The following is a 25,819-nucleotide window of genomic DNA, read 5'->3' on the forward strand; positions in this document are numbered from 1 at the left end:
TTTAGCCCACGGGTGGCTAGAGACGAAATCCGGTTTTGCCGCGGTGGCGCATGAGGGCCGGGCGGCCGTGGTCCAGCACCACGAGGAGGACCGCCAGGGCGTAGATGGCCAGGACCAGGAGGAGGGCGTTGCCCAGGACGTGCTCGTAGCCGTCCTGGCCGACGTCCAGGAACGGGTGGAGGTAGCGGTCCGTGGTGCCCGGGAGGAGCAGCTCGCCCCGGATGAGGAAGAAGGTCAGGTAGACCAGGGGGTAGAGCAGCCAGGTCGGGGCGTGGCGCAGGCGCAGGCGGCCCGGGCTCGTGAGCAGCAGCCAGTCCAGTACGGCCGCGATCGGCGTCACCGTGTGGAGCGTGTGGTGGGCCAGGGCCTGCCAGCCGGTGGGGTCGGCGGCCTCGCCCGTGAGGGAGAAGGGGCTCGCCTCGTTCGCCAGGAGCAGGTGGTGCACCAGGGCCGCGACGACGACGTAGAGCAGGGTCGCGCCCAGGAGGGAGCCGGGCAGGGGGCGCGCGGCCGTCCACGCTCGGCGGGCCGAGAAGATCATGACCACGGCCAGCAGGGCGTTCGCCTGGACCGCGAGGTAGCCCGCGGTCCGGGAGGGGTCGCCGAGGAGCAGTTCGAGGGTCACGCCGGCGGTCGCCGCGAGGGCGGTCAGCAGGCGGTAGGCCGCCGCCGCGGGGCGGCGGACCGGCGTGACGACGGCCGTGGCCGGGACGGGGGTGGGCCGGAGCGCCGGCTTGCGCGGGATCGCGGGGAGATCCGGGATGTCCCTGGGTATCGGGGCTGTCATGCCCCCAAGCTGGCAGAACTGGACAAAGGGGGCCATGCGGGCGCCGCTGTGTGGGTTATCCCCGTACCCCCCTAGCCGTACCCCCTAGCCGTACCCCCCGGCTACTCCCGCCCCGCCAGCGTCAGCAGCGTCGCCTCCGGCGGGCACGCGAACCGGACCGGCGTGTAGCGGTTCGTGCCGCAGCCGGCCGAGACGTGGAGGTACGACGTGCGGCCCTGCGCCGAGTGCGTGGACAGGCCCTTCACCCGGTCCGTGTCCAGGTCGCAGTTGGTGACCAGGGCACCGTAGAAGGGGATGCAGAGCTGGCCGCCGTGGGTGTGGCCGGCCAGGATCAGGGGGTAGCCGTCGGCGGTGAAGGCATCCAGGGAACGCAGGTAGGGGGCGTGGACGACACCCATGGAGAAGTCGGCCGTGTCCGACGGGCCGCCGGCCACCTGGTCGTAGCGGTCCCGCTTGATGTGCGGGTCGTCCAGGCCCGTCAGCTCCAGTGACAGGCCCTCGATCTTGAGCGTGCCGCGGGTGTTCGTCAGGTTGAGCCAGCCCGCCGCGTCGAAAGCGTCCCGCAGGTCCTCCCACGGGTTGTGCACCGCGCCGACGGCCGGCGGGTTGCCGTTCAGGCCGTGGCGGCCCTGGGCCTTCTCCATCAGGTAGCGGGCGGGGTTGCGCAGCTTGGGGCCGTAGTAGTCGTTGGAGCCGAAGACGTACGCGCCCGGGAACTCCATCAGGGGGCCGAGCGCGTCCAAGACCTCCGGCACGCCCTCCGGGTCGGAGAGGTTGTCGCCCGTGTTGATCACGAAGTCGGGGCGCAGACCGGCCAGGGACCGCAGCCAGCGCTGCTTCTTGCGCTGGCCGCCGACCATGTGGATGTCCGAGACCTGGAGCACGCGCAGGGGGCGCATCCCCGGGGGCAGCACCGGCACCGTGACCCGGCGCAGGCGGAAGGAGCGGGCCTCGAAGCCCGCCGCGTACAACAGACCGGCGGCGCCAGCCGCCGCGATTCCCAGGGGGACTTTGTATCGCGCGCGCATACGGCCATCGTGTCAGACCGGGCGGGATGCCCGCGTCCGCCGGTGCCCGAAAGGGCCTGGCGGTACGGGCCCTTGCGCTGCCGCCCCGTAAATGGAGGGGCGTCTTTCCCGTCGCACCTGCGACAATCGATGCCATGACCACGCTCAAGTCGAAGCTGCAGGATGACCTCAACGCCGCGATCAAGGAGCGCGACGAGCTGCGCTCCTCGACGCTCCGGCTGACGCTCGCCGCGATCACCAAGGAGGAGGTCGCGGGCAAGGAGAAGCGCGAGCTCTCCGACGACGAGGTGCAGAAGGTGATCACCCGCGAGGCGAAGAAGCGGCGCGAGGCGGCCGAGGCCTTCGCGCAGGGCGGTCGTGCCGAGCAGGCGGAGCGGGAGAAGGCGGAGGGCGAGGTGCTCGCCGGCTACCTGCCCAAGCAGCTGTCCGACGAGGAGCTCCAGCGGATCGTGGCCCAGGCCGTCGAGGAAGCGAAGGCGGCCGGTGCGGAGGGGCCGCGCGCCATGGGCGCGGTCATGAAGATCGTGAACCCGAAGGTGGCGGGTCAGGCCGAGGGCGGCCGCGTCGCCGCCGCGGTGAAGAAGCTGCTGGCCGGCTGACCGCCCGGCCTTCCGGAAGAACGGAAGCGGCCCCCTCCGACCGTACGGTCAAGACGGGGCCGCTTCCGTTTCGTCACCCGGCGGGGTCAGTCGAACCGGCCTCCGTTGCCGTTGCCGCCCCCGTTGTCCTGCCCCCGGAAGAAGCCCTCCGGGATGGAGAACGACGGGGTCGGGAAGGGCTCGCCGCCGCCTCCGCCACCGTTGTTGTTGCCGCCGACCAGGCCGCCGACGAAACCGTCGCCGCCGCCGGTGCCCCCGTTGCCGCCGTCGTCGCCCCCACCGTCGCCGTCGTCGCCCCCACCGTCGCCGTCGTCGCGGTCGATGCCGTCGGGGATGTGGACGTCGTTGAACTGCTCGACGGGCTTGCCCTCCAGCGCGCCGGACATCATGTCGCGCCAGATCGGGCCGGGGACCTCACCGCCGAAGACCTTGCCGTGCGTCCGGCCGCCGATGGTGATGTTCACCATCTTCCGCTTGTGCGCGGGGTCGCCGACCCACACCGCGCCGGCCATGTTCGGCGTGTAGCCCACGAACCAGGCCGCGTAGCGCTCGTCCGTCGTACCCGTCTTGCCCGCGCTGGGACGGCTGCCGAGGCCCGCCTTCGAACCCGTGCCGTCCTCGACGACGCCCTTCAGCAGCTCGTTGATCGTGTCGGCGGTCTTCTCCGACATGGCGCGCGAGCACGTCGACTTCGGGACCTCCAGCTTCTTGGACGCGTCGCCGACCCGCCGGCTGACCGACTCGATGGCGACCGGCGTGCAGTACATGCCCCGCGAGGCGAAGGTCGCGTACGCGTTCGCCATGGTCAGCGGGGACATCTCCTGCGTGCCGAGGGCGATGGACGGGGCCTGGTCCATCTTGCGGCCGTCGGCCCGCTCGACGCCCATCTTCTTCGCCATGGTCGTCACCGGGCAGATGCCGATGTCGCTGATCATCTGCACGTAGTAGGTGTTGACCGACTTGGCGGTCGCCTCCTTCATGTCGTACGGGCCGACCTCGGACTCGTTCTCGTTCTCCAGCCGGGCCGGGTTGCTGCGGCTGTTCTGCCAGGTCTTGCCGTCGCACGCCGAGACCGGCGAGGGGTAGGCCATCTGGTACGGCGCCGAATACACCTTGTTCGCCGGCATGCCGTCCTGGAGGGCAGCCGCGGCCACGATCGGCTTGAACGTCGAACCGGGCTGGTAGCCCATGCCGCCGCCCATGGACTGGTCGACGGAGAGGTTGATCTGCGTCTCGTTCTTCTTGAAGCCGTACGGACGCGACTGGCCCATGGCGAGGATCTTGCCGGTGCCGGGCTGGACGACGGTGGCGGCGGTGGCCACCTCGTCGCTCTTGTAGACGTGGTCCTTGATGGACCGCTGGGCCGCGTCCTGGGCCTGCGGGTCCATCGTCGTGCGGACGGTGAGGCCGCCCTGGTTCCAGATCTTCGCCCGGGCCTCCCGGGACTTGCCGAAGACCGGGTCCGTGAGGAAGACCTCGCGCACGTAGTCGCAGAAGAAGCCCGCGCCCTTGACCGCCGTGATGCAGCCGTTCCTGGGCTTGCTGACCTTCAGGCCCAGCGGGGTCTTCATCGCCGCGGCGGCCTGCGCCCGGGAGATGTCGCCGACCTCGGCCATGCGGCTCAGCACGATGTTGCGGCGCTTGGTGGCCTCGGCCTCGTCGTTGACCGGGTCGTAGCGGCTGGGCGACTGGACGATGCCGGCGAGGAGGGCCGCCTCCTGGACGTTCAGGTCCTTGGCCGACTTGGAGAAGTAGCGCCGGGCCGCGGCCTCGACGCCGTAGGCCTGCTGGCCGAAGAACGTGATGTTCAGGTAGTTCTCGAGGATCTTCTTCTTGCCCAGTTCCTCCTCGACCTGGATCGCGTACTTGAGCTCGCGGATCTTGCGGCCGATGGTCTGCTGGGTGGCCTGCGCGACCTTCGTCGGGTCGTCGCCCGCCTCCTCGACGAAGACGTTCTTGACGTACTGCTGCGTCAGCGTCGAGGCGCCCTGGGCGACCTCACCGCTGCGCGCGTTCTTGTTCAGGGCGCGCAGCACGCCCTTCAGGTCGACCGCGCCGTGCTGGTAGAAGCGCGAGTCCTCGATCGCGACGATCGCCTTCTGCATGTACGGCGACATGTCCTTGAGGGGGACCACCGTGCGGTCGCGCGAGTAGACGGTGGCGATCTGGCCGCCGTCGGCGTCGAGGATGGTGGTGCGCTGACTCAGCGGCGGAGTCTTGAGGTTGGCCGGGAGTTCGTCGAAGCTCTCCACCGATCCCTTCGCCGCCAGCCCCAGCGCGCCCACCGCGGGCAGCGCGATGCCGGCCAGCACGGCCCCCGCGAGGACACTGACACCGAGGAACTTGGCGGCCTGCTGCGTGGGAGACAGACCACCGCCCGAGCGCTTCTTTGGCATGAGGGCAGCCTACGTTCTCAATCGCCGGACAGGCGTATATGCCTTGGCCTAAGCTGCTCCCGACTGTCACAGCAGTGAGGCCACGTATCAATACGTCCGGCGACCCCGAATCGTTCCGGGTGTTCCCCGACTTTTTGGGTGGGGGCGTGTCCGAATCCGCCTTCTGTGTCATACGGCGTCCGTTGTGACGCAACTGAACTGTCCCGTTTTGACGGGAAAGTCATGTATGTCGCCAGCTCACTCCCCCGGGTGATCTGCCGCTTACCCATAGTCCGTTCGGGCCATTCAAGATTGGGCCCGCTGGGGGTGTTGCGCTGTGCCCACCTTCCGTAACGTCCTCAACTGGCGGCGGTGAATATGCCGCTGCCGCCGTGGGGGAGCCTCGATTCGGGAGAGGACGGCGCCGGTATGGGCTGGGTAACCGACTGGAGTGCGCAGGCGGCCTGCCGCACTACCGATCCGGATGAACTGTTCGTTCAAGGAGCAGCGCAGAACAGGGCCAAGGCGGTGTGCACCGGATGCCCGGTGCGTACGGAGTGCCTGGCCGACGCGCTGGACAACCGCGTCGAGTTCGGCGTGTGGGGAGGCATGACGGAGCGGGAGCGCCGCGCGTTGCTGCGCAGGCGGCCCACGGTGACCTCCTGGCGCCGGCTGCTGGAGACGGCGCGCACGGAGTACGAGCGCGGCACGGGTGTCGTGCCCCTGGACGACGACGAGATCTACGAGAACTACGCGGCGGTGAGCTGAGCCCCTCCGGGAGCTCCGCAGGTCCGAGGGCCCTTCACGGGCCCTTCGCCGTCACCGCACCCGTCACCGGACGGTGCTCAGGCCGCCCGTGCGCGCCATGCGTCGTGCGCCGCCCGCCCCGGAGCGCTCAGGCCACCGGCGGTGCTCAGGCGCTCGCCTCGGGCAGCACGGAGGCGTCGGGCAGCTCGCGCTCGTTGGCCGCCAGGCGGTCGCCGATGGCGCGCAGCCCCGCGAGGTCGTGCACATCGCCGGGCAGCGCGGCCACTTCCGTCACGGCCACCTCCGGGTGGAGCGCGGTGAAGCGGTCACGCGTGCGCTGCTCACGGTGCAGCATGTGCATCCGGTCGGCGTGCAGCCTCAGCAGGCCGGCCGTGAGCTGGTCGACGGACCGCTCGGCAGAGCCGGACGCCTGCGTGTCCTCGGCGTCCTCTGTGTCCTGGGCGTCCTCGGCGGGGGAGCCACCGTCGGCTGCCGGACCAGCGGCGCGAGCTGGTGTCTCGGGCGTGGGAGAGTCTGAACTGTCCTGTGCGTCGGGGGAGTTACGAAGTACTGCTTTCCCGCCCTCCTGATCCACAATGCGGGGCTCTTCAAGATTTTCCGCCGCGGCGAGCGCCCGCTCGGCCGACAGCCCGTCGGCGCCGCTGCCGTGGACCCGGTTGAGCACCAGACCGGCCAGCGGCATGTCCTCCGCGGCCAGGCGCTCCACGAAGTAGGCGGCCTCGCGCAGCGCGTCCCGCTCCGGGGCCGCGACCACGAGGAACGCCGTCCCGGGCGCCTGGAGCAGCTTGTACGTGGCGTCCGCGCGCGTGCGGAAGCCGCCGAAGGTGGTGTCCATCGCGGAGACGAACGTCTGGACGTCCTTCAGGAGCTGACCGCCCAGCAGCTTGCCGAGGGTGCCGGTCATCATCGACATCCCGACGTTCAGGAACTTCATCCCGGCGCGGCCGCCCAGCTTCGCCGGGGCCGTCAGCAGCCGGATCAGCCGCCCGTCCAGGAACGACCCGAGCCGCTTGGGCGCGTCCAGGAAGTCCAGCGCCGAGCGGGACGGCGGGGTGTCGACGACGATGAGGTCCCACTCGTCCCGGGCGCGCAGCTGCCCGAGCTTCTCCATCGCCATGTACTCCTGCGTGCCCGCGAAGCCCGCCGAGAGCGACTGGTAGAAGGGGTTGGCCAGGATCGCGGCCGCCCGCTCGGGATCCGCGTGCGCCTCGACGATCTCGTCGAAGGTGCGCTTCATGTCGAGCATCATCGCGTGCAGCTCGCCCCCCGCGGAGTCGTCGATGCCCTTCACCCGGCGCGGGGTGTTGTCCAGGGAGTCGATGCCCATGGACTGGGCGAGGCGACGGGCGGGGTCGATGGTGAGCACGACGACCTTGCGGCCCCGCTCGGCCGCGCGCAGGCCCAGGGCGGCGGCCGTCGTGGTCTTGCCGACGCCGCCCGAGCCGCAGCACACCACGATCCGGGTCTTCGGGTCCGCCAGCAGTGGATCCACGTCGAGCAGGCGCGCGGGGGCGAGGCGGGGGCGGGCCGCGTCGGGCGCGTGCACCGGGTCCGGACGGCTCATGACATCCCCTGCTTCCGACTCGTGACGGGCCTTGCCTGCCCGGGCTGTCCGGCGGGCCCTGCCTGTCTCGGTTCCGTGGTGGCCCTTGCCTGTCTCGGTTCCACAGCGTGCCTCGCCCGTCTCACCTGGCGCACGCCCATGACGGGCCTTGCCGGTCCCCGGCTCATGACACGCCCTGCCCGCGCAGCTCACGGGCGAGCGCGTAGAGCCCCGCGAGGTCCATGCCCTCGGCGAACAGCGGCAGTTCGTGCAGCGGCAGGCCCAGCTCGGCGAGGACCGCACGCTGCTCGTGCTCCAGCGCGTACCGCTCGGCGTACTCCTCGGCCTGCGTGAGCAGCGGATCCACCAGCCGCTCCGCGTGCCCGCCGCGCCGCGCCCCACCGAGCCCGGCGGAGGACAGCGACCGCGCGAGGGTGGAACGCGGGACGGTCCGTACGAGTTCCAGGTCGGCCGCGTCCAACACCTCCGGCCGCACCATGTTCACGATGATCCGCCCGACGGGCAGCCGCGCCGACCGCAGCTCCGCGATGCCGTCCGCGGTCTCCTGGACGGGCATCTCCTCCAGCAGTGTGACCAGGTGCACGGCCGTCTCGGGCGACTTCAGCACCCGCATCACGGCCTGCGCCTGATTGTGTATCGGGCCGATCCTGGCCAGTCCCGCCACCTCGTCGTTGACGTTCAGAAAGCGCGTGATGCGCCCGGTGGGCGGGGCGTCCATGACGACGTAGTCGTACACGAACCGGCCGCTGCGCTCCTTGCGCCGGACCGCCTCGCACGCCTTGCCGGTGAGGAGTACGTCCCTCAGGCCGGGCGCGATGGTGGTGGCGAAGTCGATCGCGCCGAGCTTCTTCAGGGCCCGCCCGGCGCCGCCCAGCTTGTAGAACATCTGGAGGTAGTCCAGAAGGGCCAGTTCGGGGTCGATGGCCAGTGCGTACACCTCCCCGCCCCCGGGAGCGACGGCGATCTTCCGCTCCTCATAAGGCAGCGCTTCGGTCTCGAAGAGCTGCGCGATGCCCTGACGGCCCTCGACCTCGACGAGAAGCGTCCGCTTCCCCTCCGTGGCCAGGGCCAGCGCTAGGGCCGCGGCCACCGTGGTCTTGCCGGTACCGCCCTTGCCGCTGACGACCTGGAGCCTGCTCACGTATTCGAGCCTAACCAGTCCGCGCCCGGGCTACGCGGGAGGCTGTGGACAACCCGTGCCGGGGTCGGCCCCGGACCGCGGCCGTGACCCCGCTCGGACAGGGGCTAAAGTCGGCCGCATGACCAAGTGGGAATACGCAACCGTGCCGCTGCTCGTCCACGCCACGAAGCAGATTCTGGACACCTGGGGCGAGGACGGCTGGGAGCTCGTCCAGGTCGTGCCCGGGCCGAACAACCCCGAGCAGCTCGTCGCCTACCTGAAGCGGGAGAAGCAGTAGTGGGCGCCGTCGAGGCGAAGCTCGCCGAGCTGGGCCTGAGCCTGCCCGACGTGGTCCCGCCGCTCGCCGCGTACCAGCCGGCCGTGCAGTCCGGCCCGTACGTCTACACCGCCGGGCAGCTGCCGATGGTGGAGGGCAAGCTTCCGGTCACCGGCAAGGTCGGTGCGGAGGTCACCCCGGAGGAGGCCAAGGAGCTGGCACGCACGTGTGCGCTGAACGCCCTGGCCGCCGTCAAGTCCGTCGCCGGTGACCTCGACCGCATCGCGCGCGTGGTGAAGGTCGTCGGCTTCGTCGCCTCGGCCTCGGACTTCACCGGCCAGCCCGGCGTGCTGAACGGCGCGAGCGAGCTGCTCGGCGAGGTCCTCGGCGACAAGGGCGTGCACGCGCGCAGCGCGGTCGGCGTGGCGGTGCTGCCGCTGGACGCGCCCGTGGAGGTCGAGATCCAGGTGGAGCTCGCGTAGCACCGTTCCTCGCGCAACCCCTGTCCGGGGGTCCTCCGGGGGTCCCAGCTGCGGAATCCGTCCCGGGGGCCACTCGAACATCCGCCCGTCACGGGATAGCCTCGCGCCCATGGCGAACGGTCAGTGGTACCCCCCGGAGTGGCCGGACCGCATCCGCGCACTCGCGGCCGGCACCCTCACCCCGGTGACCCCCAGGCGCGCGGCCACCGTCATGCTCCTGAAGGACACGGGCGGCGGCCCGGCCGTCCACATGCTGCGCCGACGCGCCTCCATGGCCTTCGCCGGAGGCGCGTACGCGTATCCGGGCGGCGGTGTCGACCCGCGCGACGACGACCACCACGTCCGCTGGGCGGGCCCCACGCGCGCGTGGTGGGCGGACCGGCTCGGTGTCGACGAGACGGCGGCCCAGGCGATCGTCTGCGCGGCCGTACGCGAGACGTACGAGGAGGCGGGCGTGCTGCTCGCCGGCCCGGCGCCCGACGCGGTCGTCGGCGACACCACCGGCGCCGACTGGGAGGCCGACCGTGCCGCCCTGGTCGCGCGGGACGTGTCCTTCGCGGAGTTCCTGGACCGCCGCGGGCTGGTGCTGCGCTCGGACCTGCTCGGCGCCTGGACCCGCTGGATCACCCCCGAGTTCGAGGCCCGCCGCTACGACACCTTCTTCTTCGTGGCCGCCCTCCCCGAGGGGCAGCGCACCCGCAACGCCTCCACGGAGGCCGACCGCACGGTGTGGATCGCCCCGCGCGAGGCGGCCGCCGGGTACGACAGGGGCGAGCTGCTGATGATGCCGCCGACCATCTCGACCCTGCGCCAGCTGACGGCGTACCCGACGGCCGCCGAGGCCCTCGCGGCGGCCCCGGACCGCGATCTCACGCCCGTGCTGGCCACCGCACGGCTGGTGGACGGTGAGATCGTGCTCTCCTGGCCCGGCCACGACGAGTTCACCAAGCACATCCCGACCGCCCCGACCGCCCCGACCGGTGGAGCCCCCGCATGACGGACGCAGCAGCCCTTCCCGGCCGGCCCCGGGGCGGAGTCCTCTCCGGCCCCGCCACCGCGCGGGCCGTCAACGTCCTGGCCCCCAACCCGTCGGCGATGACCCTCGACGGCACGAACACCTGGATCCTCGCCGAGCCGGACTCCGACCTCGCCGTCGTGGTCGACCCGGGCCCGCTGGACGAAGGGCACCTGCGGCGGGTCGTCGCCACGGCCGAACAGGCGGGCCGGCGCGTCGCCCTGACGCTGCTGAGCCACGGCCATCCCGACCACGCGGCGGGCGCGGCCCGGTTCGCCGAGCTGACCGGCACGCGCGTGCGTGCACTGGATCCAGCGCTGCGGCTGGGCGACGAGGGCCTGGCCGCCGGAGACGTGATCACCACCGGGGGCCTGGAACTGCGCGTCGTCCCCACCCCCGGCCACACGTCGGACTCCCTCTGCTTCCACATCCCGGCGGACCGGGCGGTCCTGACCGGCGACACGGTCCTGGGCCGCGGCACCACGGTCGTGGCCCACCCCGACGGTCGTCTCGGCGACTACCTGGACTCCCTGCGCCGCCTGAGGTCCCTCACGGTCGACGACGGCGTCCACACGGTCCTGCCCGGCCACGGGCCCGTCCTGGAGGACGCCCAGGGCGCCGTCGAGTACTACCTCGCTCACCGCGCCACCCGCCTCGCCCAGGTCGAGACGGCCGTCGAGGACGGCTACCGCACCCCGGCCGAGGTCGTCGCCCACGTCTACGCCGACGTGGACCGCTCCCTGTGGCCGGCGGCGGAACTGTCGGTGCGGGCGCAGATGGAGTACCTGGAGGAGCACGGGCTCATCTAGGCCCCTGGAGTCTTCTCGCCGTGCACGCGTGCGTACTCGGCGGCGAGCCAGGGCCCCGGATCGTCGACGTACGACGCCAGGACCTCCGCGTCACCGGCCGGATCACGGCCCAGGACGGCGGCGGCCCGCAGCCGGCCGCCGCGCTGCGGGCAGTACCGGGCGAACGCCTCCGCCATCTCGTGCAGGTCGCTCGTCCAGCCGCCCCAGTGGGGCATCACGAGGGTGAAACCGGTGCGGTGGAGGTGCCGGGACATGAAACGGACGAGCGGCCGACGGGCCGGCAGCGAGCCGGGACGGTAGCGCGGCGGCCGCGCGGCCAGGTCCTCGCCCAGCAGCGGTGTGCACAGGCAGGCGACGAACCATCCCAGGTCGTACCGCTCCGGTGCGCTCAGCAGCCGGGCACGGCTGTACAGCAGCGTCCCGCACCCGTCGATCTGCCCGAACTCCTCGTCCAGTGCCGCCCCCGAGCGCGTCGGCCTCTGTCCGGTCCGCCCCGGTCGGCTCCTCACGCAGCCAGAGCAGCAGATCGAGGTCGCTGACGCCCACGCGCGCGGTGCCGCGCGGAATCGAACCGTAGAGGTACGCGCTGTGCAGCCGCGCCCCGAAGGTGTCCGTCAGCCGCGCCCCGGCCGCGGCGACGACCGGACGGAAGGCCGCGGGCACGCGCGCGAGGGACCTCCCGGGCGATGAGTCCGTGGGCGTCGAGGCCGTGCCGCGGGTGTGGTGGGCGCGGTGGTTCCGGTGGGCGGTGCCGGTCATGCCGTCACTGTGCCGCACGAGTAAGCGGGGACGCCGCCCGGTTGCGGCCATCGGCAGCACGACAGCGGGCCCCGTCCCTGGAGGGACAGGGCCCGGTGACCTAGGGCCAGGGTGCGCGTCAGCGCGAGCGCTTGGCGAGGCGCTCCACGTCCAGGAGGATCACCGCGCGGGCCTCCAGGCGCAGCCAGCCGCGCTGGGCGAAGTCCGCCAGGGCCTTGTTGACCGTCTCGCGGGACGCGCCGACCAGCTGGGCGAGCTCCTCCTGCGTCAGGTCGTGCACGACGTGGATGCCCTCCTCCGACTGCACGCCGAACCGGCGCGACAGGTCGAGCAGGGCGCGGGCGACACGGCCCGGGACGTCCGAGAAGACGAGGTCGGACATCGCGTCGTTGGTCTTGCGCAGTCGGCGCGCGACGGCGCGCAGGAGCGCCGAGGCGACCTCGGGGCGGGCGTTCAGCCAGGGCTGGAGGTCGCCGTGGCCGAGGCCGAGCAGCTTCACCTCGGTCAGCGCGGTGGCCGTCGCCGTGCGCGGGCCCGGGTCGAACAGCGACAGCTCACCGATGAGCTCGCCGGGGCCGACCACGGCCAGCATGTTCTCCCGGCCGTCGGGGGACGTGCGGTGGAGCTTGACCTTGCCCTCGGTGACCACATACAGGCGGTCGCCGGGGTCGCCCTCGTGGAACAGCGAGTCACCGCGGGCGAGGGTCACCTCACTCATGGAGGCGCGGAGCTCCGCGGCCTGCTCGTCATCGAGCGCCGCGAAGAGCGGATTGCGCCGCAGAACGTCGTCCACGAGTTCTCTCCCTTTCGACCTGCTCAGGGGATCTTGCTCCCCCGCGTACCAGGGGACCGTGGTGCCCATTTTGCCGGACGGTCCAAACAGTGTGATCTGTCACAAGGATGCCGCACAGGGGTCCCGGGGTACGCGGCAGGGGTCCAATTGGGCGCCGGTCTTCGAGGGCCGGGGCGGATGACGGTGCCTGGCCTTAGGCTGGCCGGGTGTCCAAATCGCCGGTGAGAGCACAGGCCGAGGGGGCTGCGCGGGTGGTTGTACGTCGCGATTCCGCCGTGGGCGAACAGAGCCCCGATGGCGGTAGGAAAACGGCGAAAGCGACAGGGGAGGCGACGGCCGCCTCTGCGAGGAAAGCCGGATCCGCGCAGAAGGCGGCTTCTGCGAAGAAAGCGGCCTCTGTGGAGAGGGCGGCGCCCGCGAAGAAAGCGGTTTCCGTGAAGAAGGCAGCTGTGAGGAAGGCAGCTGTGAAGAAGGCTCCCGTTGCCAAGAAGGTCACGGTCGCGCCCAAGAAGGCCACCGCCCGGGTCGAGGGCGCCGCCCCCGCCAGGGCGGTCGTCCACCCGCCGATCGGTGAGTCGCGCACGGCGCTGGTGCGCCGGGCCCGCCGGATCAACCGCGAGCTCGCCGACGTCTACCCGTACGCCCACCCCGAGCTGGACTTCGACAACCCCTTCCAGCTCGTCGTCGCCACGGTGCTGTCCGCGCAGACCACCGACCTGCGCGTCAACCAGACGACGCCGTCCCTCTTCGCCAGGTACCCCACCCCCGAGGACCTCGCCGCCGCCAACCCGGAGGAGGTGGAGGAGATCCTCCGCCCGTGCGGCTTCTTCCGGGCCAAGACCAAGTCGGTCATAGGGCTCTCCAAGGCCCTGGTGGAGGACTTCGGCGGGGAGGTGCCCGGCCGGCTGGAGGACCTGGTCAAGCTGCCCGGCGTCGGCCGCAAGACCGCGTTCGTCGTGCTCGGCAACGCCTTCGGGCGCCCCGGCATCACCGTCGACACGCACTTCCAGCGCCTGGTGCGCCGCTGGCAGTGGACCGCCGAGACCGACCCGGACAAGATCGAGGCCGCGATCGGCGCACTCTTCCCGAAGAGCGACTGGACGGATCTCTCGCACCACGTCATCTGGCACGGCCGCCGCATCTGCCACGCCCGCAAGCCCGCGTGCGGCGCCTGCCCGATCGCGCCGCTCTGCCCGGCGTACGGGGAGGGCGAGACCGACCCGGAGAAGGCGAAGAAGCTCCTCAAGTACGAGAAGGGCGGCTTCCCCGGCCAGCGGCTGCGGCCCCCGCAGGCCTACCTGGACGCGGGCGGCAAACCGGCCCCGCCCCTGGGGGCCGGATGAGGCACCCGAACAGCGCCGAGCACGGCGACAGGGCCTACCCGAACAGCGGCAGGGCCCGCCTGAGGAGCGGCACTGGTTGCCCGGGCAGCGGCCGGACCCGTCCGGGCAGTGGCCGGACCGGTCCGGGCAGCGGCAGGGCCCAGGCGATCGGGCGTGCCGGTGATCGCGTGCGCCGGTGCGCGGAGCCGGTGCGACGGCGTGGCGGGGATCGGGCGAGGCGCCGGTTGCGTTCCGTGCGCCCCCCCGGCCGCTCCGCGAGCCCCCCGGACGGTGGATCGCGGGCCGTTCCGGAACGATCTCGGGGGTGCCGGGCGTTGGAAGCGGCAGGACGACGGGGGTGGCGATGACGCGGGCGAGCGGCACACAGGGCGGGCCGGTGACGGTGAGCAAGGAGGGCCTGCCGGCCTGGCTGGAGCCGGTGGCGCGTGCCGTGGAGACGATCCGGCCGACGCAGCTCAGCCGCTTCCTGCCGCCGGCGGACGGCGCGGGGCGGCAGTCCGCCGTGCTGATCCTCTTCGGGGAGGGCGAGCGCGGGCCCGAGCTGCTCCTCATGGAGCGCGCGAGCTCCCTGCGCGCGCATGCCGGCCAGCCCTCGTTCCCCGGCGGCGCCCTCGACCCGGAGGACGGTGACCCGCGCGGTGACGGCCCGCTGCGCGCCGCCCTGCGCGAGGCGGAGGAGGAGACCGGCCTAGACCCCGCCGGTGTCCAGCTCTTCGGCGTCCTGCCCCGGCTGTACATCCCGGTCAGCGGCTTCGTCGTGACGCCGGTGCTGGGCTGGTGGCGCGAGCCCAGCCCGGTCGGCGTCGTCGATCCGAACGAGACCGCCAGGGTCTTCACCGTCCCCGTGGTGGATCTCACGAACCCGGCGAACAGGGCCACCACGGTCCACCCGAGCGGCCACCGCGGCCCGGCATTTCTGGTCGAATCGGCCCTTGTGTGGGGTTTCACGGCCGGAATCATCGACCGGCTGCTGCACTACGCGGGCTGGGAGCGGCCCTGGGACCCCGAGAAGCAGGTCCCGCTCGACTGGCGCGCATGACAGGGTGGCCTTCGTGAACGTGCTGGACATCTTGTTGCTGGTCGCCGCCGTGTGGTTCGCGGTCGTGGGGTACCGCCAGGGGTTCGTCGTCGGCATCCTGTCGGTGATCGGCTTCCTGGGCGGTGGCCTCGTCGCCGTCTATGTGCTGCCCGTCATCTGGGACGCGCTCACGGACAACGCGGAGGTGAGCACGACCGCGGCCGTCGTGGCGGTCGTCGTCGTCATCGTCTGCGCCTCCGTCGGCCAGGCCCTCACCACCCACCTCGGCAACAAGCTGCGCCGGCACATCACCTGGTCCCCGGCCCGGGCGCTGGACGCCACCGGCGGCGCCCTGGTCAACGTCGTGGCGATGCTCCTGGTCGCCTGGCTGATCGGCTCGGCCCTCGCGGGCACGACCCTGCCGACGCTCGGCAAGGAGGTCCGCAACTCCAAGGTGCTGCTCGGCGTCTCGCAGGCGCTGCCGGACCAGGCCGCCACCTGGTTCGCGGACTTCTCCTCCGTCCTCGCGCAGAACGGCTTCCCGCAGGTCTTCAGCCCGTTCGCGAACGAGCCGATCACCGACGTCCAGCCGCCCGACCCGGCCCTGGCGGACAGCCCGGTGGCGACCCGCGCCCAGCGCTCCATCGTCAAGGTCATGGGCACGGCCCCGAGTTGCGGCAAGGTCCTGGAGGGCACCGGCTTCGTCTTCTCCGGCCGCCGCGTCATGACCAACGCGCACGTGGTGGGCGGTGTCGACGAGCCCACCGTGCAGATAGGCGGCGAGGGCAGGAAGTACGACGCCAAGGTCGTGCTCTACGACTGGCGGCGCGACATCGCCGTCCTGGACGTGCCGGACCTCAAGGCGCCCGCGCTGCGGTTCACCTCCGGCGACGCGAGCAGCGGCGACAGCGCGATCGTCGCGGGCTTCCCGGAGAACGGCGCGTACGACGTGCGGGCCGCACGCGTGCGGGGACGCATCACGGCCAACGGCCCGGACATCTACCACCGCGGCACGGTCCGCCGCGACGTGTACTCCCTCTACGCGACCGTCCGCCAGGGCAACTCCGGCGGCCCGCTCCTCACGCCCGACGGCAAGGTTTACGGCGTGGTGTTCGCCAAGTCCCTCGACGACGCCGAGACGGGATACGCGCTGACCGTCGACGAGATCCAGGACGACATCACCAAGGGCCGCACCGCCAACCAGCAGGTGGGCAGCGACAGCTGCGCGCTCTAGGCGCGGCGCCGAGGCACCGGGCGGCGGGGCGGCAGATGGCGGGCGTCACTCGCGCGGGTGACGCCTCAGTCGCGTGTGTGGCGCAGACGTACGGAGACCCAGCGGGCCCGGCGACGAAGGATGCGCGGGATCCCCACCCTGGGATCGGCGGTCACCATCTGCGGTGCACCGCTTCGCTGGTGGGGGTTCGTACCGCTCGCCGAGCGGCGACTGCGGGTTGCGTCACTGTAGTCGTGCGTCCAGCCCATACCCCGACGTGTGCCCCGGCCCCATGGTCGATAACCGCCTCCGGCGGGCCCAATTGGCCTATGCGCCGGGCAAGTGGCCGTTCGTAGGACAAGCGTTCAGACGGGCCGTGCGGGGCGGGGTCGTGCGGTCACCGGTCGGGTTCGGGATCCCGCAGCCAGTTGATGAGCTCGGACGAGAAGGCGACCGGGTCCTCCTCGTGCGGGAAGTGGCCGAGACCGTCGAACAGCCGCCAGCGGTAGGGGGCTTCGACGTACTCGCCGGAGCCGGCCGCGCTGCGGGTGCGCAGCACGGGGTCGAGCGAGCCGTGCAGATGGAGCGTCGGCACGCGCACCGGCCGCTTCATCCGCCGGTTGAACTGGATGCCGTCCGGGCGGGCCAGGGAGCGCACCATCCAGCGGTACGGCTCGACCGCGCAGTGCGCCGCCGAGGGGATGCACATGGCGCGGCGGTAGTTCTCCAGCGCCTCCTCCTCCGGCGGGCGCGGCCCGGACCACTCATGGATCAGCTCGGCCACCAGCGCCCCGTCGTCGGCGGTGAGCTGACGTTCCGGGATCCAGGGCCGCTGGAACCCCCAGATGTGTGAACCGGCGCGGGTCTGCTTGACGTCCCGCAGCATGGCCGCGCGCCAGCGCCTCGGGTGCGGCATGGAGGCGACCGCGAGCCGCCGCACCAGCTTGGGGCGCATCGTGGCGGCCGTCCACGCCAGGTATCCGCCCAGGTCGTGGCCGACCAGCGCGGCGTCCGGCTCGCCGAGCGAGCGGATGACCCCGGTGACGTCGAGCGCCAGGTTGGCGGGGTCGTAGCCGCGCGGCGTGCGGTCGCTGCCCCCGACACCGCGCAGGTCCATCGCGACGGCCCGGAAGCCCGCGTCGGCGAGCGCCACCAGCTGGTGCCGCCAGGTCCACCAGAACTGCGGGAAACCGTGCAGCAGCAGCACCAGTGGCCCGTCGCCCAGCTCGGCGATGTGAAAGCGGGCGCCGTTGGCGGCGACGTCGCGGTGGCTCCAGGGGCCGTCCAGGAGCACGGCCGAGGCCGGTTGTGCCGGGGCGGGGGCGGGGTCCGTCATGACGACGAGCGTGCCACAGCCTCGATGGCCTCGGGGACCCGGTCCTGGGTGAGCTCCGGACGCGGGTGCGGCTTGGCCTTCTGCAGCACGACCGCGCTCTGCTTCATCGAGGCGGCGACCTTCTGCGGGCCCTTGCCCTTCTTGGCCTTCTTCGCGAAGGCCACGCCGACCAGCGCCAGGACGCCCGCGATCAGCACGTTCGCCGCGAAGGACAGCAGGAAGCAGACCGCGAGGTTCCAGTCGCTCCAGGTGCGGATGCCGTACGCCAGCGCGAAGTTCAGCATCGGCAGGGAGAAGATCAGCACCGCGCCGGCCAGCGAGAAGGCGCCGCCGCTGGTGGCGCCGCGCTTGACGTCCTGCTTGAGCTGGGCCTTCGCCAGCGCGATCTCGTCGTGCACCAGCGCCGACATTTCCGCCGTCGCCGAGGCGAACAGCTGGCCGATGCTGCGTTCGGCGCCGACCGGGCTGCCGTCGGGTGCGCTCATCGCGGTCTCCCTCTTCTGCGTACGGTCCGATTTCCGCGTCCTGTGCCTGACTCGCCGCAGTCGTGCGACTGCGTAGGGCCTGACTGCGTACGGTCCCGTTTTTTGTACCGTCTCGTCAGATCATGCCGGACCGTCGCCGTCATCGCCTGCCCCGCCCGGCACTTCGGCAAGCCCGTGGCGCGCTGCTGCCTTCTCCTGGGCGATTCTGCGGTGCTCGGCGGCCTTGCGTTCGTAGCGGTCGGCCAGGCGCAGGTGGTACGCCGGGTCGTCCTCCTCGTAGATGTCCGGGATGCCGTCGGCGTCCTCGTCGCGCTCCTCTTCCTCCCACAGGCGGCGGTACTTGGCGTTGCGGATCTTCAGCAGGACGGTCGCGAGGACCGCGGCGACCAGTGAGCCCATCAGCACCGCCGCCTTGACCGCGCCGGTCATGGCCTGGTCGCCGTCGAAGGCCAGTTCCCCGATGAGCAGCGAGACGGTGAAGCCGATGCCGGCGAGGCTCGCCACGGCGAAGACGTCCGCCCATTCGAGGTCCTCGCTGAGCGAGGCCCGGGTGAAACGGGCCGTCAGCCAGGTCCCGCCGAAGATGCCGAGCGCCTTGCCGACGACGAGCCCGAGCACGACCCCGAGGGTCTCCGGCGTGGTGAACACCTTCGCGAGCGCACCGCCGGAGATGGCGACACCCGCGCTGAACAGCGCGAACAGCGGTACGGCCAGTCCCGCCGACAGGGGCCGGACGAGGTGCTCGATGCGCTCGCCGGGGGAGTGGTCCTCACCCTCCCGGCGGTGGCAGCGCAGCATCAGGCCCATGGCGACACCGGCGATGGTGGCGTGGACGCCGCTGTTGTACATCAGCGCCCAGATCACGAGCGCCAGCGGCACGTACACGTACCAGCCGCGTACGCCGCCGCGCAGCAGCAGCCAGAAGACCACCAGGCCCGCCACGGCACCGCCGAGCGCGGCGAAGTCCAGACCGTCCGTGAAGAACACGGCGATGATCAGGATCGCGAAGAGGTCGTCGACGACGGCGAGTGTGAGCAGGAAGGCCCGCAGCGCGCTCGGCAGGGACGTGCCGATGACCGCGAGCACGGCGAGCGCGAAGGCGATGTCGGTGGCGGTCGGCACGGCCCAGCCGGCCAGGGAGCCGCCGCCGGTGACGCTGGTGAGGGTGTAGACGAGCGCCGGTGCGGCCATGCCGCACAGGGCGGCGACGACCGGGAGCGCGGCGGCTTTCGGGTCGCGCAGATCACCGGCGACGAGTTCGCGCTTGAGTTCGATGCCGGCGACGAAGAAGAAGATGGCGAGCAGTCCGTCGGCGGCCCAGTGCGCGACCGACAGGTCGAGGCCGAGGGCGGCGGGGCCGAAGTGGAAGTGGGCGACGCTCTCGTAGCTGTCACGCAGTCCGGGGATGTTCGCCCAGAGCAGCGCGCCGACCGCGGCGGCCAGCAGCAGCACCCCGCCGACCGTCTCGGTGCGCAGCGCCTCCGCCACATAGGTCCGCTCGGGGAGCGAGAGCCGTCCGAAGACCTTGCGGGGGGTGCTGGAGCGGGGCGCGGTCACGAGGGAGACCTCCGGTCGGTGGGCAGGACTGAACGCATGCCGACCAGACTTCCCGGCGCACCATGGAGCACTTGTTTTTCTTACCCTAGCTAAGGGTGTGGTCCCCCGCATCCCCTGATCTGCGCCGCAGGCGTGCGCAGGGCACCCGGCGGTCCGGCCGTCGGGTGCCCTCCGTGGCTTCCGCCATGCCCGCGGCTGATCAGTCCTCGCTGGGCGCGGCCGGCAGCTTGGCCTGGATGAGGTCCATGACCGTGGAGTCCGTCAGCGTGGTGACGTCACCGAGCTGGCGGTTCTCGGCGACGTCCCGGAGCAGACGGCGCATGATCTTGCCGGAGCGGGTCTTGGGCAGCTCCGCCACCGGCAGGATCCGCTTCGGCTTGGCGATCGGGCCGAGCGTGCTGCCGACGTGCGCGCGCAACTCGTCGACCAGCGTCTCGGTCTCGGCGGCCGTACCGCGCAGGATCACGAACGCGACGATCGCCTGCCCGGTCGTCTCGTCCGCCGCGCCGACCACGGCCGCCTCGGCGACCGAGGGGTGGGAGACCAGCGCGGACTCGACCTCGGTGGTGGAGATGTTGTGCCCGGAGACGAGCATGACGTCGTCGACCCGGCCGAGCAGCCAGATGTCGCCGTCGTCGTCCTTCTTGGCGCCGTCACCGGCGAAGTACCTGCCCTCGAAGCGTGACCAGTACGTGTCGATGAACCGCTGGTCGTCGCCCCAGATGGTGCGCAGCATCGACGGCCACGGCTCGGTCAGCACCAGGTAGCCGCCACCGCCGTTGGGCACCTCGTTGGCCTCGTCGTCGACGACCGTCGCGGAGATGCCGGGCAGCGGCGTCTGCGCGGAGCCGGGCTTGGTGGCGGTCACGCCCGGCAGCGGGGTGATCATCATCGCGCCGGTCTCGGTCTGCCACCAGGTGTCGACGATCGGGGTGCGGTCGCCGCCGATGTTCTTGCGGTACCAGATCCACGCCTCGGGGTTGATCGGCTCGCCCACCGAGCCCAGTACGCGCAGGCTCGACAGGTCGAACTTGGCGGGGATGTCGTCGCCCCACTTCATGAACGTGCGGATCGCGGTCGGCGCCGTGTAGAGGATCGTCACGCCGTACTTCTGGACGATCTCCCAGAAGCGGCCCTGGTGCGGGGTGTCGGGCGTGCCCTCGTACATGACCTGCGTCGCGCCGTTGGCCAGCGGCCCGTAGACGATGTACGAGTGGCCGGTGACCCAGCCGACGTCGGCCGTGCACCAGTAGACGTCGGTGTCCGGCTTGAGGTCGAAGACGGCGTGGTGGGTGTAGGCGGTCTGGGTGAGGTAGCCGCCGGAGGTGTGCAGGATGCCCTTCGGCTTCCCCGTGGTGCCCGAGGTGTAGAGGATGAACAGCGGGTGCTCGGCGCCGAACGCCTGCGGAGTGTGCTCCGCGCTCTGCCGGCCCACCAGGTCGTGCCACCACACGTCGCGGCCCTCGGTGAAGGCGACCTCCTGGCCCGTGCGGCGGACGACCAGGACGTGGTCGACGTTGCCCGCCTTCGCCACGGCCTCGTCCACGGCCGGCTTGAGCGCGGACGGCTTGCCGCGCCGGTAACCGCCGTCGGAGGTGATGACCACGCGCGCGTCGGCGTCCTGGATACGGGTGGCGAGCGCGTCCGAGGAGAACCCGCCGAAGACGACCGAGTGGGCGGCGCCGATCCGGGCGCAGGCCAGCATCGCGATCGCCGTCTCCGGGATCATCGGCATGTAGACGGCGACCCGGTCCCCGGCCTGAACTCCCAGCTCCAGCAGCGCGTTGGCCGCCCTGGAGACCTCGTCCTTGAGTTCGGCGTAGGTGATCGCGCGGCTGTCGCCGGGCTCGCCCTCGAAGTGGATGGCGACCCGGTCGCCGTGCCCGGCCTCCACGTGCCGGTCGACGCAGTTGTAGGCGACGTTGAGCTCGCCGTCCTTGAACCACTTGGCGAACGGCGGGTTCGACCAGTCGAGCGTCTCGGTGGGCTCCTTGGCCCACGTCAGCCGACGGGCCTGCTCGGCCCAGAAGCCGAGCCTGTCAGCCTTGGCCTGTTCATACGCCTCCGCGGTGACGTTGGCGTTCGCGGCCAGGTCGGCGGGGGGTGCGAACCTGCGCTCTTCCTTGAGCAGGTTGGCCAGGCTTTCGTTGCTCACGGCATCTGCCTTTCCCAGGGTGTCCGTTGTGTCCCAGGCCACAGCTCATCAGACCCGGGGGTGCGATGACAAGGGCCGACCGCCGATTGGTTTAGACCTGTCCGGCGGTGGTGTCGGCGGCCGGGGTCATCCGTACCCACGGACGCCGACCAGGGAAAGTTCAGCGGATGTAACGGGGGTCACGCGGTGGATGCCGGGTGGGTGAGGCCCGAGTCCCGGCCCGGGGGCCCGGGCCCCCGGGCTTGGCGGGGCAGGGTGGGTGTCCCCTTGATGAGGGGGCCGCCCACCCTGCCCAACTCGCGCTGCTCAACTGGCGCTGCCCGGCTGGCCGGCTCACGCCGGTCACCGGCCGACGGATCACGCCGTCAGGTCTGCCTCCCGGACCCGGTCGAAGGCGCCGCCGCCGTCCGGGTCGGTGAGCAGGTACGACTCGGCCTCGCCCACGTGGAAGTACATCCCGTGCAGCTCCAGCCTGCCCTCCTCGAGGGCCCGGGCCACCGAGTCGTGGGCGCGCAGGTGCTCCAGCTGCTGGACCACGTTGATCAGGCAGAGCTGCTCGACCGGGTCCTCGGGCGCCCGGCCGGCCAGACTGCCCCAGGGCCGGCTGCCGTCGGCCATGCGCTCCACGCTGGGACGTCCGTGCCGCAGCCACCGCTCCAAGGGGGTCCGGGTGCCTCCGGGTTCGGAGCCCAGAAGTGCCTGCATGGCGCCGCAGCCCGAGTGCCCGCACACCGTGACGGACCGTACGCCCAGCACGTCCACGGCGTACTCGATCGCGGCCGCCACGGAGTCGTCGCCGCTCTCCTCGCCCGGGCGCGGGACGAGGTTGCCCACGTTGCGCACGACGAACAGGTCGCCCGGACCACTGGAGGTGATCATCGACGTGACCAGTCGTGAGTCGGCGCAGGTGAGGAAGAGCTGCGACGGCCGCTGTCCCTCGCGCGCCAGCCGGGCCAGCTCAGTGCGCACCAGGGGCGCGGTGTTGCGCTGGAAGGCGCTGATGCCACGCGCCAGATCGTCCCCACGGCCGGCGCCATTGCCCGCGGCATCCGGTTCGGGGCCGTCCGGCCCGTCCGCGTTCTTCTCGTGCGGGGGTGTGGACTGAGGGCCTTCGCACTGGTGGTTGCGCCAGGCCGTCCAGGGCCGGCAGCGGCAGTCGGCGATGGCGGAGGGTTCGGAGATGCGCGTGCCGGGGTGCCGGCCGGTGATCTCGACGGTGCCGCCCTGCGCGCTGTGCGTCTTCTGCCAGTCCTGCAGCGTCTCGTACGCCGCGTGGTCCATGAACGACCCGTCGAGTTCGACGACGGTGTCCGCACCGTGGGGCACGAGATGCAGGGCCCGGCTGAGCCGCGGCACCGCGAGGAACGTCAACTGTCCTCTGACGTGTACGTGGTGGACTCCTTCCCTCTCGTCGTGCGTGATGCGGGTGCGGGTGAGGCGGTGCAGGGCGACGGCCACGGCCATGGCGATGCCCAGGGCGACGCCCTGGAGGACGCCGAGGGAGACCACGCCCAGGGTCGTGACGGCGTAGACCCATACCTCTCGGTGGCGCGTGACCGTGCGGATGTGGTTCAGGGACACCATCTGGATGCCGACGGACATCACCAGGGCGGCGAGCGAGGCGAGCGGGATGAGCTCCAGGACGGGGACCATCAGCAGCGTGGCGACCACTACGAGAACGCCGTGCAGCATCGTGGAGTTCCGGCTCACCGCGCCCGCGTTCACGTTCGCCGTCGTCCGCACGGCCACGCCGGCGATGGGCAGGCCGCCGAGCGAGCCGGAGACGATGTTGGCGGCGCCCTGCCCGAGCAGCTCCCGGTCGAGGTCGGAGCGCCCGACTCCGGCGGGCAGGCCGGGGCGGCCGGCCACCAGCTTGTCCACGGCAACCGCACCGAGCAGCGACTGCACGCTGCACACCAGCGTGGTGGTCAACACGGCGGCCACGAGGCCGAGTACGGGGCCCTCGGGCAGTCCGGCCAGGGCGTGGTTGCTCCAGGACGGCAGGTCGACCTTGGGCAGGCGCAGTCCGGCCAGGGCGGCGGCCGCGGTGGCTCCGGCGACCGCGATGAGCGCGGCCGGGATCTTGCGCAGCAGACGCCCGGCCCGCCCGGGCAGTCTCGGCCAGAGCAGCAGCAGCGCCAGCGTCAGCGCGCTGACCGACACCGACGCGGGGCGCATCTGCGCCAACTGGGCGGGCAGCGCGCGCAGGTTGTCCGGGACGGAGCTCTGCGGGGTGCCGCCGAGCACGATGTGCAGCTGGGCGACGGCGATGGTGACACCGATGCCGGCGAGCATGCCGTGCACGATGGCGGGGCTGACGGCCAGGGCGCCACGGGCCACGCGCAGGCATCCGAGCCCGAGTTGGGCGAGGCCGGCGAGGACGGTGATGGCGCAGGTCGTCCGCCAGCCGTAGCGCTGGATGAGGTCGGCGGTGACGACGGTGAGCCCGGCGGCGGGGCCGCTCACCTGGAGCGGGGAGCCGCCGAGCCGCCCGGCGACGAGTCCGCCCACGGCGGCGGCGACGAGGCCGGCCTGGAGCGGGGCGCCGGTGGCGAGGGCGATGCCCAGGGACAGGGGCAGGGCGATCAGGAAGACCGCGATCGAGGCCGACACGTCGGCACCCGCGATGCGGAAGCGTCGGGGGCCGTTCGACGGCGGGCTGTGGGGTGGATGAGTGCGCTCGGTCCGGTGCGGGTCGGCGGCACGTGTGGGGACGCAGGCTGACATGGTTTCCCGTCTCCTCCGGGGCTGCGCGGTCGCGTGACTGGGGTCCCGCTCGGGGCGGGGATCGGTCGCGGCCGTGGGTCACGGCGTATTTCGGCGGGAGAAATCAACGCTCGGTAAACGGATCGTAATGCAGGGTAAAGGGCGAGCATAGACTTTACGGGCAAATGGGCGGATAAATCACTCCGAAGAGTGAAGTGGCTATTCCATCGGCTTGTCGTACAAATTCCTTCTCCGTCCCGTGCGACTTTGGCGGCGCTGTCGGCACCCGAGAGAAGGAAGAAGGTGGACGGAACATGGCCGCCACCCACAGGATCGCCGCGGGCTCCGTGATCGCCGCTGTCTGCGCCGCGTCGCTCGCCGGTTGCGGGATCGGCACCCCCCGCCAAGCCGCCGCCCCCGAGCCCTCCAAGGCGAAGCCAGCCCAGGCCCCGAAGAGCATGGTCCGGCTGATCGGGGACGGCTCCACCGCCTACACCGGCGCCCAGCCCCACCTGCCCAGACCGGAGCGGCTGCGGCCCGGCCAGAAGCCCCCGCAGTTCGTCGTGTTCTCCTGGGACGGCGCCGGTGAGGACAGCCAGAAGCTGTTCTCCCACTTCCGCAAGGTCGCCCGGGAGAACAACGCGACCATGACGTACTTCCTGAGCGGCGTGTACCTGCTGCCGGAGGAGAAGCGGGACCTGTACCGGCCGCCCCAGCACTCCCCGGGCCGCTCCGACATCGGCTTCAACGACCGCCGCGGCATCGCCGCCACCGTGAAACAGCTGCGGCTGGCGTGGCTGGAGGGCAACGAGATCGGCACCCACTTCAACGGCCACTTCTGTGGCAGTGGCGGCGGGGTCGGCGAGTGGTCGGTGATGGACTGGAAGGACGAGATCGACCAGGCCAAGCAGTTCGTGAAGACCTGGAAGACCAACACCGGCATGACGAACGCCCCGCCACTGCCCTTCGACTACGACAAGGAACTCATCGGCGCCCGCACCCCCTGCCTCGAAGGCCAGCGCAACTTCATGAAGGCGGCCCGCGACCTGGGCTTCCGCTACGACACGAGCGGCGTCACCAACCAGGTCTGGCCCAAGCGCACGCAGGGTCTGTGGGACCTGTCCATGCAGCTGGTGCCGTTCCCCGGCCACTCCTTCGAGCAGCTCACCATGGACTACAACTTCATGGTCAACCAGTCGGGCACCACCACCCAGGGCAACCCCGCCATGCACGAGTTCTGGGGCGACCAGATGCGCGACGGCCTCCTCCAGGGCTTCCAGCGGGCCTACGACGGCAACCGCGCACCGCTGATCATCGGCAACCACTTCGAGTCCTGGAACGGCGGCACCTACATGCGGGCCGTCGAGGAGGTCATCGAGACGGTGTGCACCAAGGAGGAGGTGCGCTGCGTGTCGTTCCGGCAGCTCGTGGACTGGCTCGACGCCCAGGACCCGGCCACGCTGGAGAAGTTGCGCACCCTGAAGGTCGGCGAGGCGCCCCAGCAGGGCTGGGCGTCCTTCCTGGCCGGACGGCCCGCCCCGGCCCCGAAGGGCGTGCCGGGCGCTCCGGCGGCCAAGGTGCAGTAGCGGGGAAGGGCGGCCGGGTAACCGTGCCCGGCACCACGCGCGCG

At 71.7% G+C, this 25,819-nt stretch carries 22 protein-coding genes and 1 pseudogene; 10 read left to right on the plus strand and 13 right to left on the minus strand.

All coding sequences use genetic code 11. The annotated features are described in order from the left end of the window. Nucleotides 1-16 precede the first annotated feature (16 nt). On the minus strand, nt 17-787 hold the full coding sequence (locus ABTZ58_RS13355; RefSeq protein ID WP_351354701.1) for a Pr6Pr family membrane protein: 771 nt from the start codon (nt 785-787) through the stop codon (nt 17-19). Between the two features lie 101 nt (nt 788-888). Then, nucleotides 889-1,815: a metallophosphoesterase gene (locus ABTZ58_RS13360; RefSeq protein WP_351354704.1), complete on the minus strand. Its 927-nt coding sequence runs from the start codon at nt 1,813-1,815 to the stop codon at nt 889-891. 134 nt (nt 1,816-1,949) lie between these two features. On the opposite strand from ABTZ58_RS13360, the gene ABTZ58_RS13365 reads away from it, so the two are divergent. After that, entirely contained in the window at nt 1,950-2,414 is a 465-nt protein-coding gene (locus ABTZ58_RS13365) for a GatB/YqeY domain-containing protein (RefSeq protein WP_309097950.1), read from the plus strand. Between the two features lie 86 nt (nt 2,415-2,500). Here ABTZ58_RS13365 and ABTZ58_RS13370 read toward each other — a convergent pair whose 3' ends face one another. Then, on the minus strand, nt 2,501-4,810 hold the full coding sequence (locus ABTZ58_RS13370; protein ID WP_351354707.1) for a transglycosylase domain-containing protein: 2,310 nt from the start codon (nt 4,808-4,810) through the stop codon (nt 2,501-2,503). A 408-nt stretch (nt 4,811-5,218) separates the two neighbouring features. Between ABTZ58_RS13370 and wblA the strand changes: the two genes are divergently transcribed. Next, complete coding sequence (gene wblA / locus ABTZ58_RS13375) at nt 5,219-5,557, plus strand: transcriptional regulator WblA (protein ID WP_179272479.1); 339 nt, start codon at nt 5,219-5,221, stop codon at nt 5,555-5,557. A 145-nt stretch (nt 5,558-5,702) separates the two neighbouring features. On the opposite strand, the gene bagB is transcribed toward wblA, so the two are convergent. Continuing rightward, nucleotides 5,703-7,121: an ATPase BagB gene (gene bagB / locus ABTZ58_RS13380; protein ID WP_351354711.1), complete on the minus strand. Its 1,419-nt coding sequence runs from the start codon at nt 7,119-7,121 to the stop codon at nt 5,703-5,705. A 163-nt stretch (nt 7,122-7,284) separates the two neighbouring features. Next, nucleotides 7,285-8,262, minus strand: coding sequence for an ATPase BagA (gene bagA, locus ABTZ58_RS13385; protein WP_309098060.1), 978 nt, complete (start codon nt 8,260-8,262; stop codon nt 7,285-7,287). A gap of 118 nt (nt 8,263-8,380) precedes the next feature. Between bagA and sp36 the strand changes: the two genes are divergently transcribed. The 4 genes from sp36 (at nt 8,381) to ABTZ58_RS13405 (ending at nt 10,824) form a co-directional block, all read left to right on the plus strand. After that, nucleotides 8,381-8,539, plus strand: coding sequence for a Sp36 family protein (sp36, locus tag ABTZ58_RS13390; protein WP_003991873.1), 159 nt, complete (start codon nt 8,381-8,383; stop codon nt 8,537-8,539). Further along, the gene (locus ABTZ58_RS13395; protein WP_351354716.1) at nt 8,539-9,000 is read left to right on the plus strand and encodes a RidA family protein; all 462 of its coding nucleotides are present in this window, start codon (nt 8,539-8,541) and stop codon (nt 8,998-9,000) included. The genes sp36 and ABTZ58_RS13395 overlap by 1 nt, the downstream gene beginning before the upstream one ends. 109 nt (nt 9,001-9,109) lie before the next feature. After that, entirely contained in the window at nt 9,110-9,997 is an 888-nt protein-coding gene (locus ABTZ58_RS13400; protein WP_309098058.1) for an NUDIX hydrolase, read from the plus strand. Continuing rightward, entirely contained in the window at nt 9,994-10,824 is an 831-nt protein-coding gene (locus tag ABTZ58_RS13405) for an MBL fold metallo-hydrolase (RefSeq protein WP_351354719.1), read from the plus strand. The genes ABTZ58_RS13400 and ABTZ58_RS13405 overlap by 4 nt, the downstream gene beginning before the upstream one ends. Here ABTZ58_RS13405 and ABTZ58_RS13410 read toward each other — a convergent pair. Both ABTZ58_RS13410 and ABTZ58_RS13415 read right to left on the minus strand, forming a co-directional pair. Beyond that, nucleotides 10,821-11,512 (minus strand): annotated as a pseudogene (locus tag ABTZ58_RS13410) (nucleotidyltransferase domain-containing protein). The gene ABTZ58_RS13405 and the pseudogene ABTZ58_RS13410 overlap by 4 nt on opposite strands. A 189-nt stretch (nt 11,513-11,701) precedes the next feature. After that, nucleotides 11,702-12,376 (minus strand): Crp/Fnr family transcriptional regulator, encoded by a 675-nt coding sequence (locus tag ABTZ58_RS13415; protein ID WP_031115987.1) that lies wholly within the window; start codon nt 12,374-12,376, stop codon nt 11,702-11,704. Between the two features lie 464 nt (nt 12,377-12,840). Between ABTZ58_RS13415 and nth the strand changes: the two genes are divergently transcribed. From nth to ABTZ58_RS13430, 3 genes are all read left to right on the plus strand, one after another. Next, nucleotides 12,841-13,719 (plus strand): endonuclease III, encoded by an 879-nt coding sequence (nth, locus tag ABTZ58_RS13420; protein WP_351355026.1) that lies wholly within the window; start codon nt 12,841-12,843, stop codon nt 13,717-13,719. Nucleotides 13,720-14,062: 343 nt separating this feature from the next. Further along, nucleotides 14,063-14,758, plus strand: a complete 696-nt coding sequence (locus tag ABTZ58_RS13425; protein ID WP_351355029.1) for an NUDIX hydrolase — start codon at nt 14,063-14,065, stop codon at nt 14,756-14,758. A 13-nt stretch (nt 14,759-14,771) separates the two neighbouring features. Then, complete coding sequence (locus ABTZ58_RS13430) at nt 14,772-15,971, plus strand: MarP family serine protease (RefSeq protein ID WP_351354723.1); 1,200 nt, start codon at nt 14,772-14,774, stop codon at nt 15,969-15,971. A 65-nt stretch (nt 15,972-16,036) separates the two neighbouring features. Here the strand turns inward: ABTZ58_RS13430 and ABTZ58_RS13435 are convergent, their stop codons facing one another. The 6 genes from ABTZ58_RS13435 to ABTZ58_RS13460 all read right to left on the minus strand — a co-directional run bounded on the left by ABTZ58_RS13435 (nt 16,037) and on the right by ABTZ58_RS13460 (nt 24,210). Then, entirely contained in the window at nt 16,037-16,219 is a 183-nt protein-coding gene (locus tag ABTZ58_RS13435) for a hypothetical protein (RefSeq protein ID WP_309096886.1), read from the minus strand. Between the two features lie 128 nt (nt 16,220-16,347). Further along, nucleotides 16,348-17,286, minus strand: a complete 939-nt coding sequence (locus ABTZ58_RS13440; RefSeq protein ID WP_351354727.1) for an alpha/beta fold hydrolase — start codon at nt 17,284-17,286, stop codon at nt 16,348-16,350. Then, nucleotides 17,283-17,771, minus strand: coding sequence for a phage holin family protein (locus ABTZ58_RS13445; protein ID WP_351354730.1), 489 nt, complete (start codon nt 17,769-17,771; stop codon nt 17,283-17,285). The genes ABTZ58_RS13440 and ABTZ58_RS13445 overlap by 4 nt, the downstream gene beginning before the upstream one ends. 120 nt (nt 17,772-17,891) lie before the next feature. Further along, nucleotides 17,892-19,328 (minus strand): Na+/H+ antiporter NhaA, encoded by a 1,437-nt coding sequence (nhaA, locus tag ABTZ58_RS13450; RefSeq protein WP_351354733.1) that lies wholly within the window; start codon nt 19,326-19,328, stop codon nt 17,892-17,894. Nucleotides 19,329-19,527: 199 nt separating this feature from the next. Continuing rightward, nucleotides 19,528-21,483 carry an acetate--CoA ligase gene (gene acs, locus ABTZ58_RS13455; protein WP_351354736.1) on the minus strand — a complete coding sequence of 652 codons (1,956 nt, stop codon included), beginning with the start codon at nt 21,481-21,483 and terminating at the stop codon, nt 19,528-19,530. A 357-nt stretch (nt 21,484-21,840) separates the two neighbouring features. Further along, a complete protein-coding gene (locus ABTZ58_RS13460) occupies nt 21,841-24,210 on the minus strand; it encodes a SulP family inorganic anion transporter (protein ID WP_351354739.1) in 2,370 nt (789 codons plus the stop codon). A gap of 293 nt (nt 24,211-24,503) precedes the next feature. Between ABTZ58_RS13460 and ABTZ58_RS13465 the strand changes: the two genes are divergently transcribed. Continuing rightward, nucleotides 24,504-25,775 carry a polysaccharide deacetylase family protein gene (locus ABTZ58_RS13465; protein WP_351354742.1) on the plus strand — a complete coding sequence of 424 codons (1,272 nt, stop codon included), beginning with the start codon at nt 24,504-24,506 and terminating at the stop codon, nt 25,773-25,775. The last annotated feature ends 44 nt before the right edge of the window (nt 25,776-25,819 follow it).

Origin of the sequence: Streptomyces sp. NPDC094143 (genome assembly GCF_040303825.1) — a bacterium.
Lineage (GTDB): Bacteria > Actinomycetota > Actinomycetes > Streptomycetales > Streptomycetaceae > Streptomyces.

What these genes read in the sequence shown, in the direction of transcription:
- ABTZ58_RS13365 (WP_309097950.1), top strand. Translation starts at nt 1,950, where the DNA reads ATGACCACGCTCAAGTCGAAGCTGCAGGATGACCTCAACGCCGCGATC.
- ABTZ58_RS13370 (WP_351354707.1), bottom strand. Translation starts at nt 4,810, where the DNA reads ATGCCAAAGAAGCGCTCGGGCGGTGGTCTGTCTCCCACGCAGCAGGCC.
- ABTZ58_RS13440 (WP_351354727.1), bottom strand. Translation starts at nt 17,286, where the DNA reads ATGACGGACCCCGCCCCCGCCCCGGCACAACCGGCCTCGGCCGTGCTC.
- ABTZ58_RS13355 (WP_351354701.1), bottom strand. Translation starts at nt 787, where the DNA reads ATGACAGCCCCGATACCCAGGGACATCCCGGATCTCCCCGCGATCCCG.
- ABTZ58_RS13460 (WP_351354739.1), bottom strand. Translation starts at nt 24,210, where the DNA reads ATGTCAGCCTGCGTCCCCACACGTGCCGCCGACCCGCACCGGACCGAG.
- ABTZ58_RS13435 (WP_309096886.1), bottom strand. Translation starts at nt 16,219, where the DNA reads ATGGGCTGGACGCACGACTACAGTGACGCAACCCGCAGTCGCCGCTCG.
- ABTZ58_RS13360 (WP_351354704.1), bottom strand. Translation starts at nt 1,815, where the DNA reads ATGCGCGCGCGATACAAAGTCCCCCTGGGAATCGCGGCGGCTGGCGCC.
- ABTZ58_RS13405 (WP_351354719.1), top strand. Translation starts at nt 9,994, where the DNA reads ATGACGGACGCAGCAGCCCTTCCCGGCCGGCCCCGGGGCGGAGTCCTC.
- wblA (WP_179272479.1), top strand. Translation starts at nt 5,219, where the DNA reads ATGGGCTGGGTAACCGACTGGAGTGCGCAGGCGGCCTGCCGCACTACC.
- ABTZ58_RS13425 (WP_351355029.1), top strand. Translation starts at nt 14,063, where the DNA reads ATGACGCGGGCGAGCGGCACACAGGGCGGGCCGGTGACGGTGAGCAAG.
- bagB (WP_351354711.1), bottom strand. Translation starts at nt 7,121, where the DNA reads ATGAGCCGTCCGGACCCGGTGCACGCGCCCGACGCGGCCCGCCCCCGC.
- ABTZ58_RS13400 (WP_309098058.1), top strand. Translation starts at nt 9,110, where the DNA reads ATGGCGAACGGTCAGTGGTACCCCCCGGAGTGGCCGGACCGCATCCGC.
- sp36 (WP_003991873.1), top strand. Translation starts at nt 8,381, where the DNA reads ATGACCAAGTGGGAATACGCAACCGTGCCGCTGCTCGTCCACGCCACG.
- ABTZ58_RS13445 (WP_351354730.1), bottom strand. Translation starts at nt 17,771, where the DNA reads ATGAGCGCACCCGACGGCAGCCCGGTCGGCGCCGAACGCAGCATCGGC.
- ABTZ58_RS13465 (WP_351354742.1), top strand. Translation starts at nt 24,504, where the DNA reads ATGGCCGCCACCCACAGGATCGCCGCGGGCTCCGTGATCGCCGCTGTC.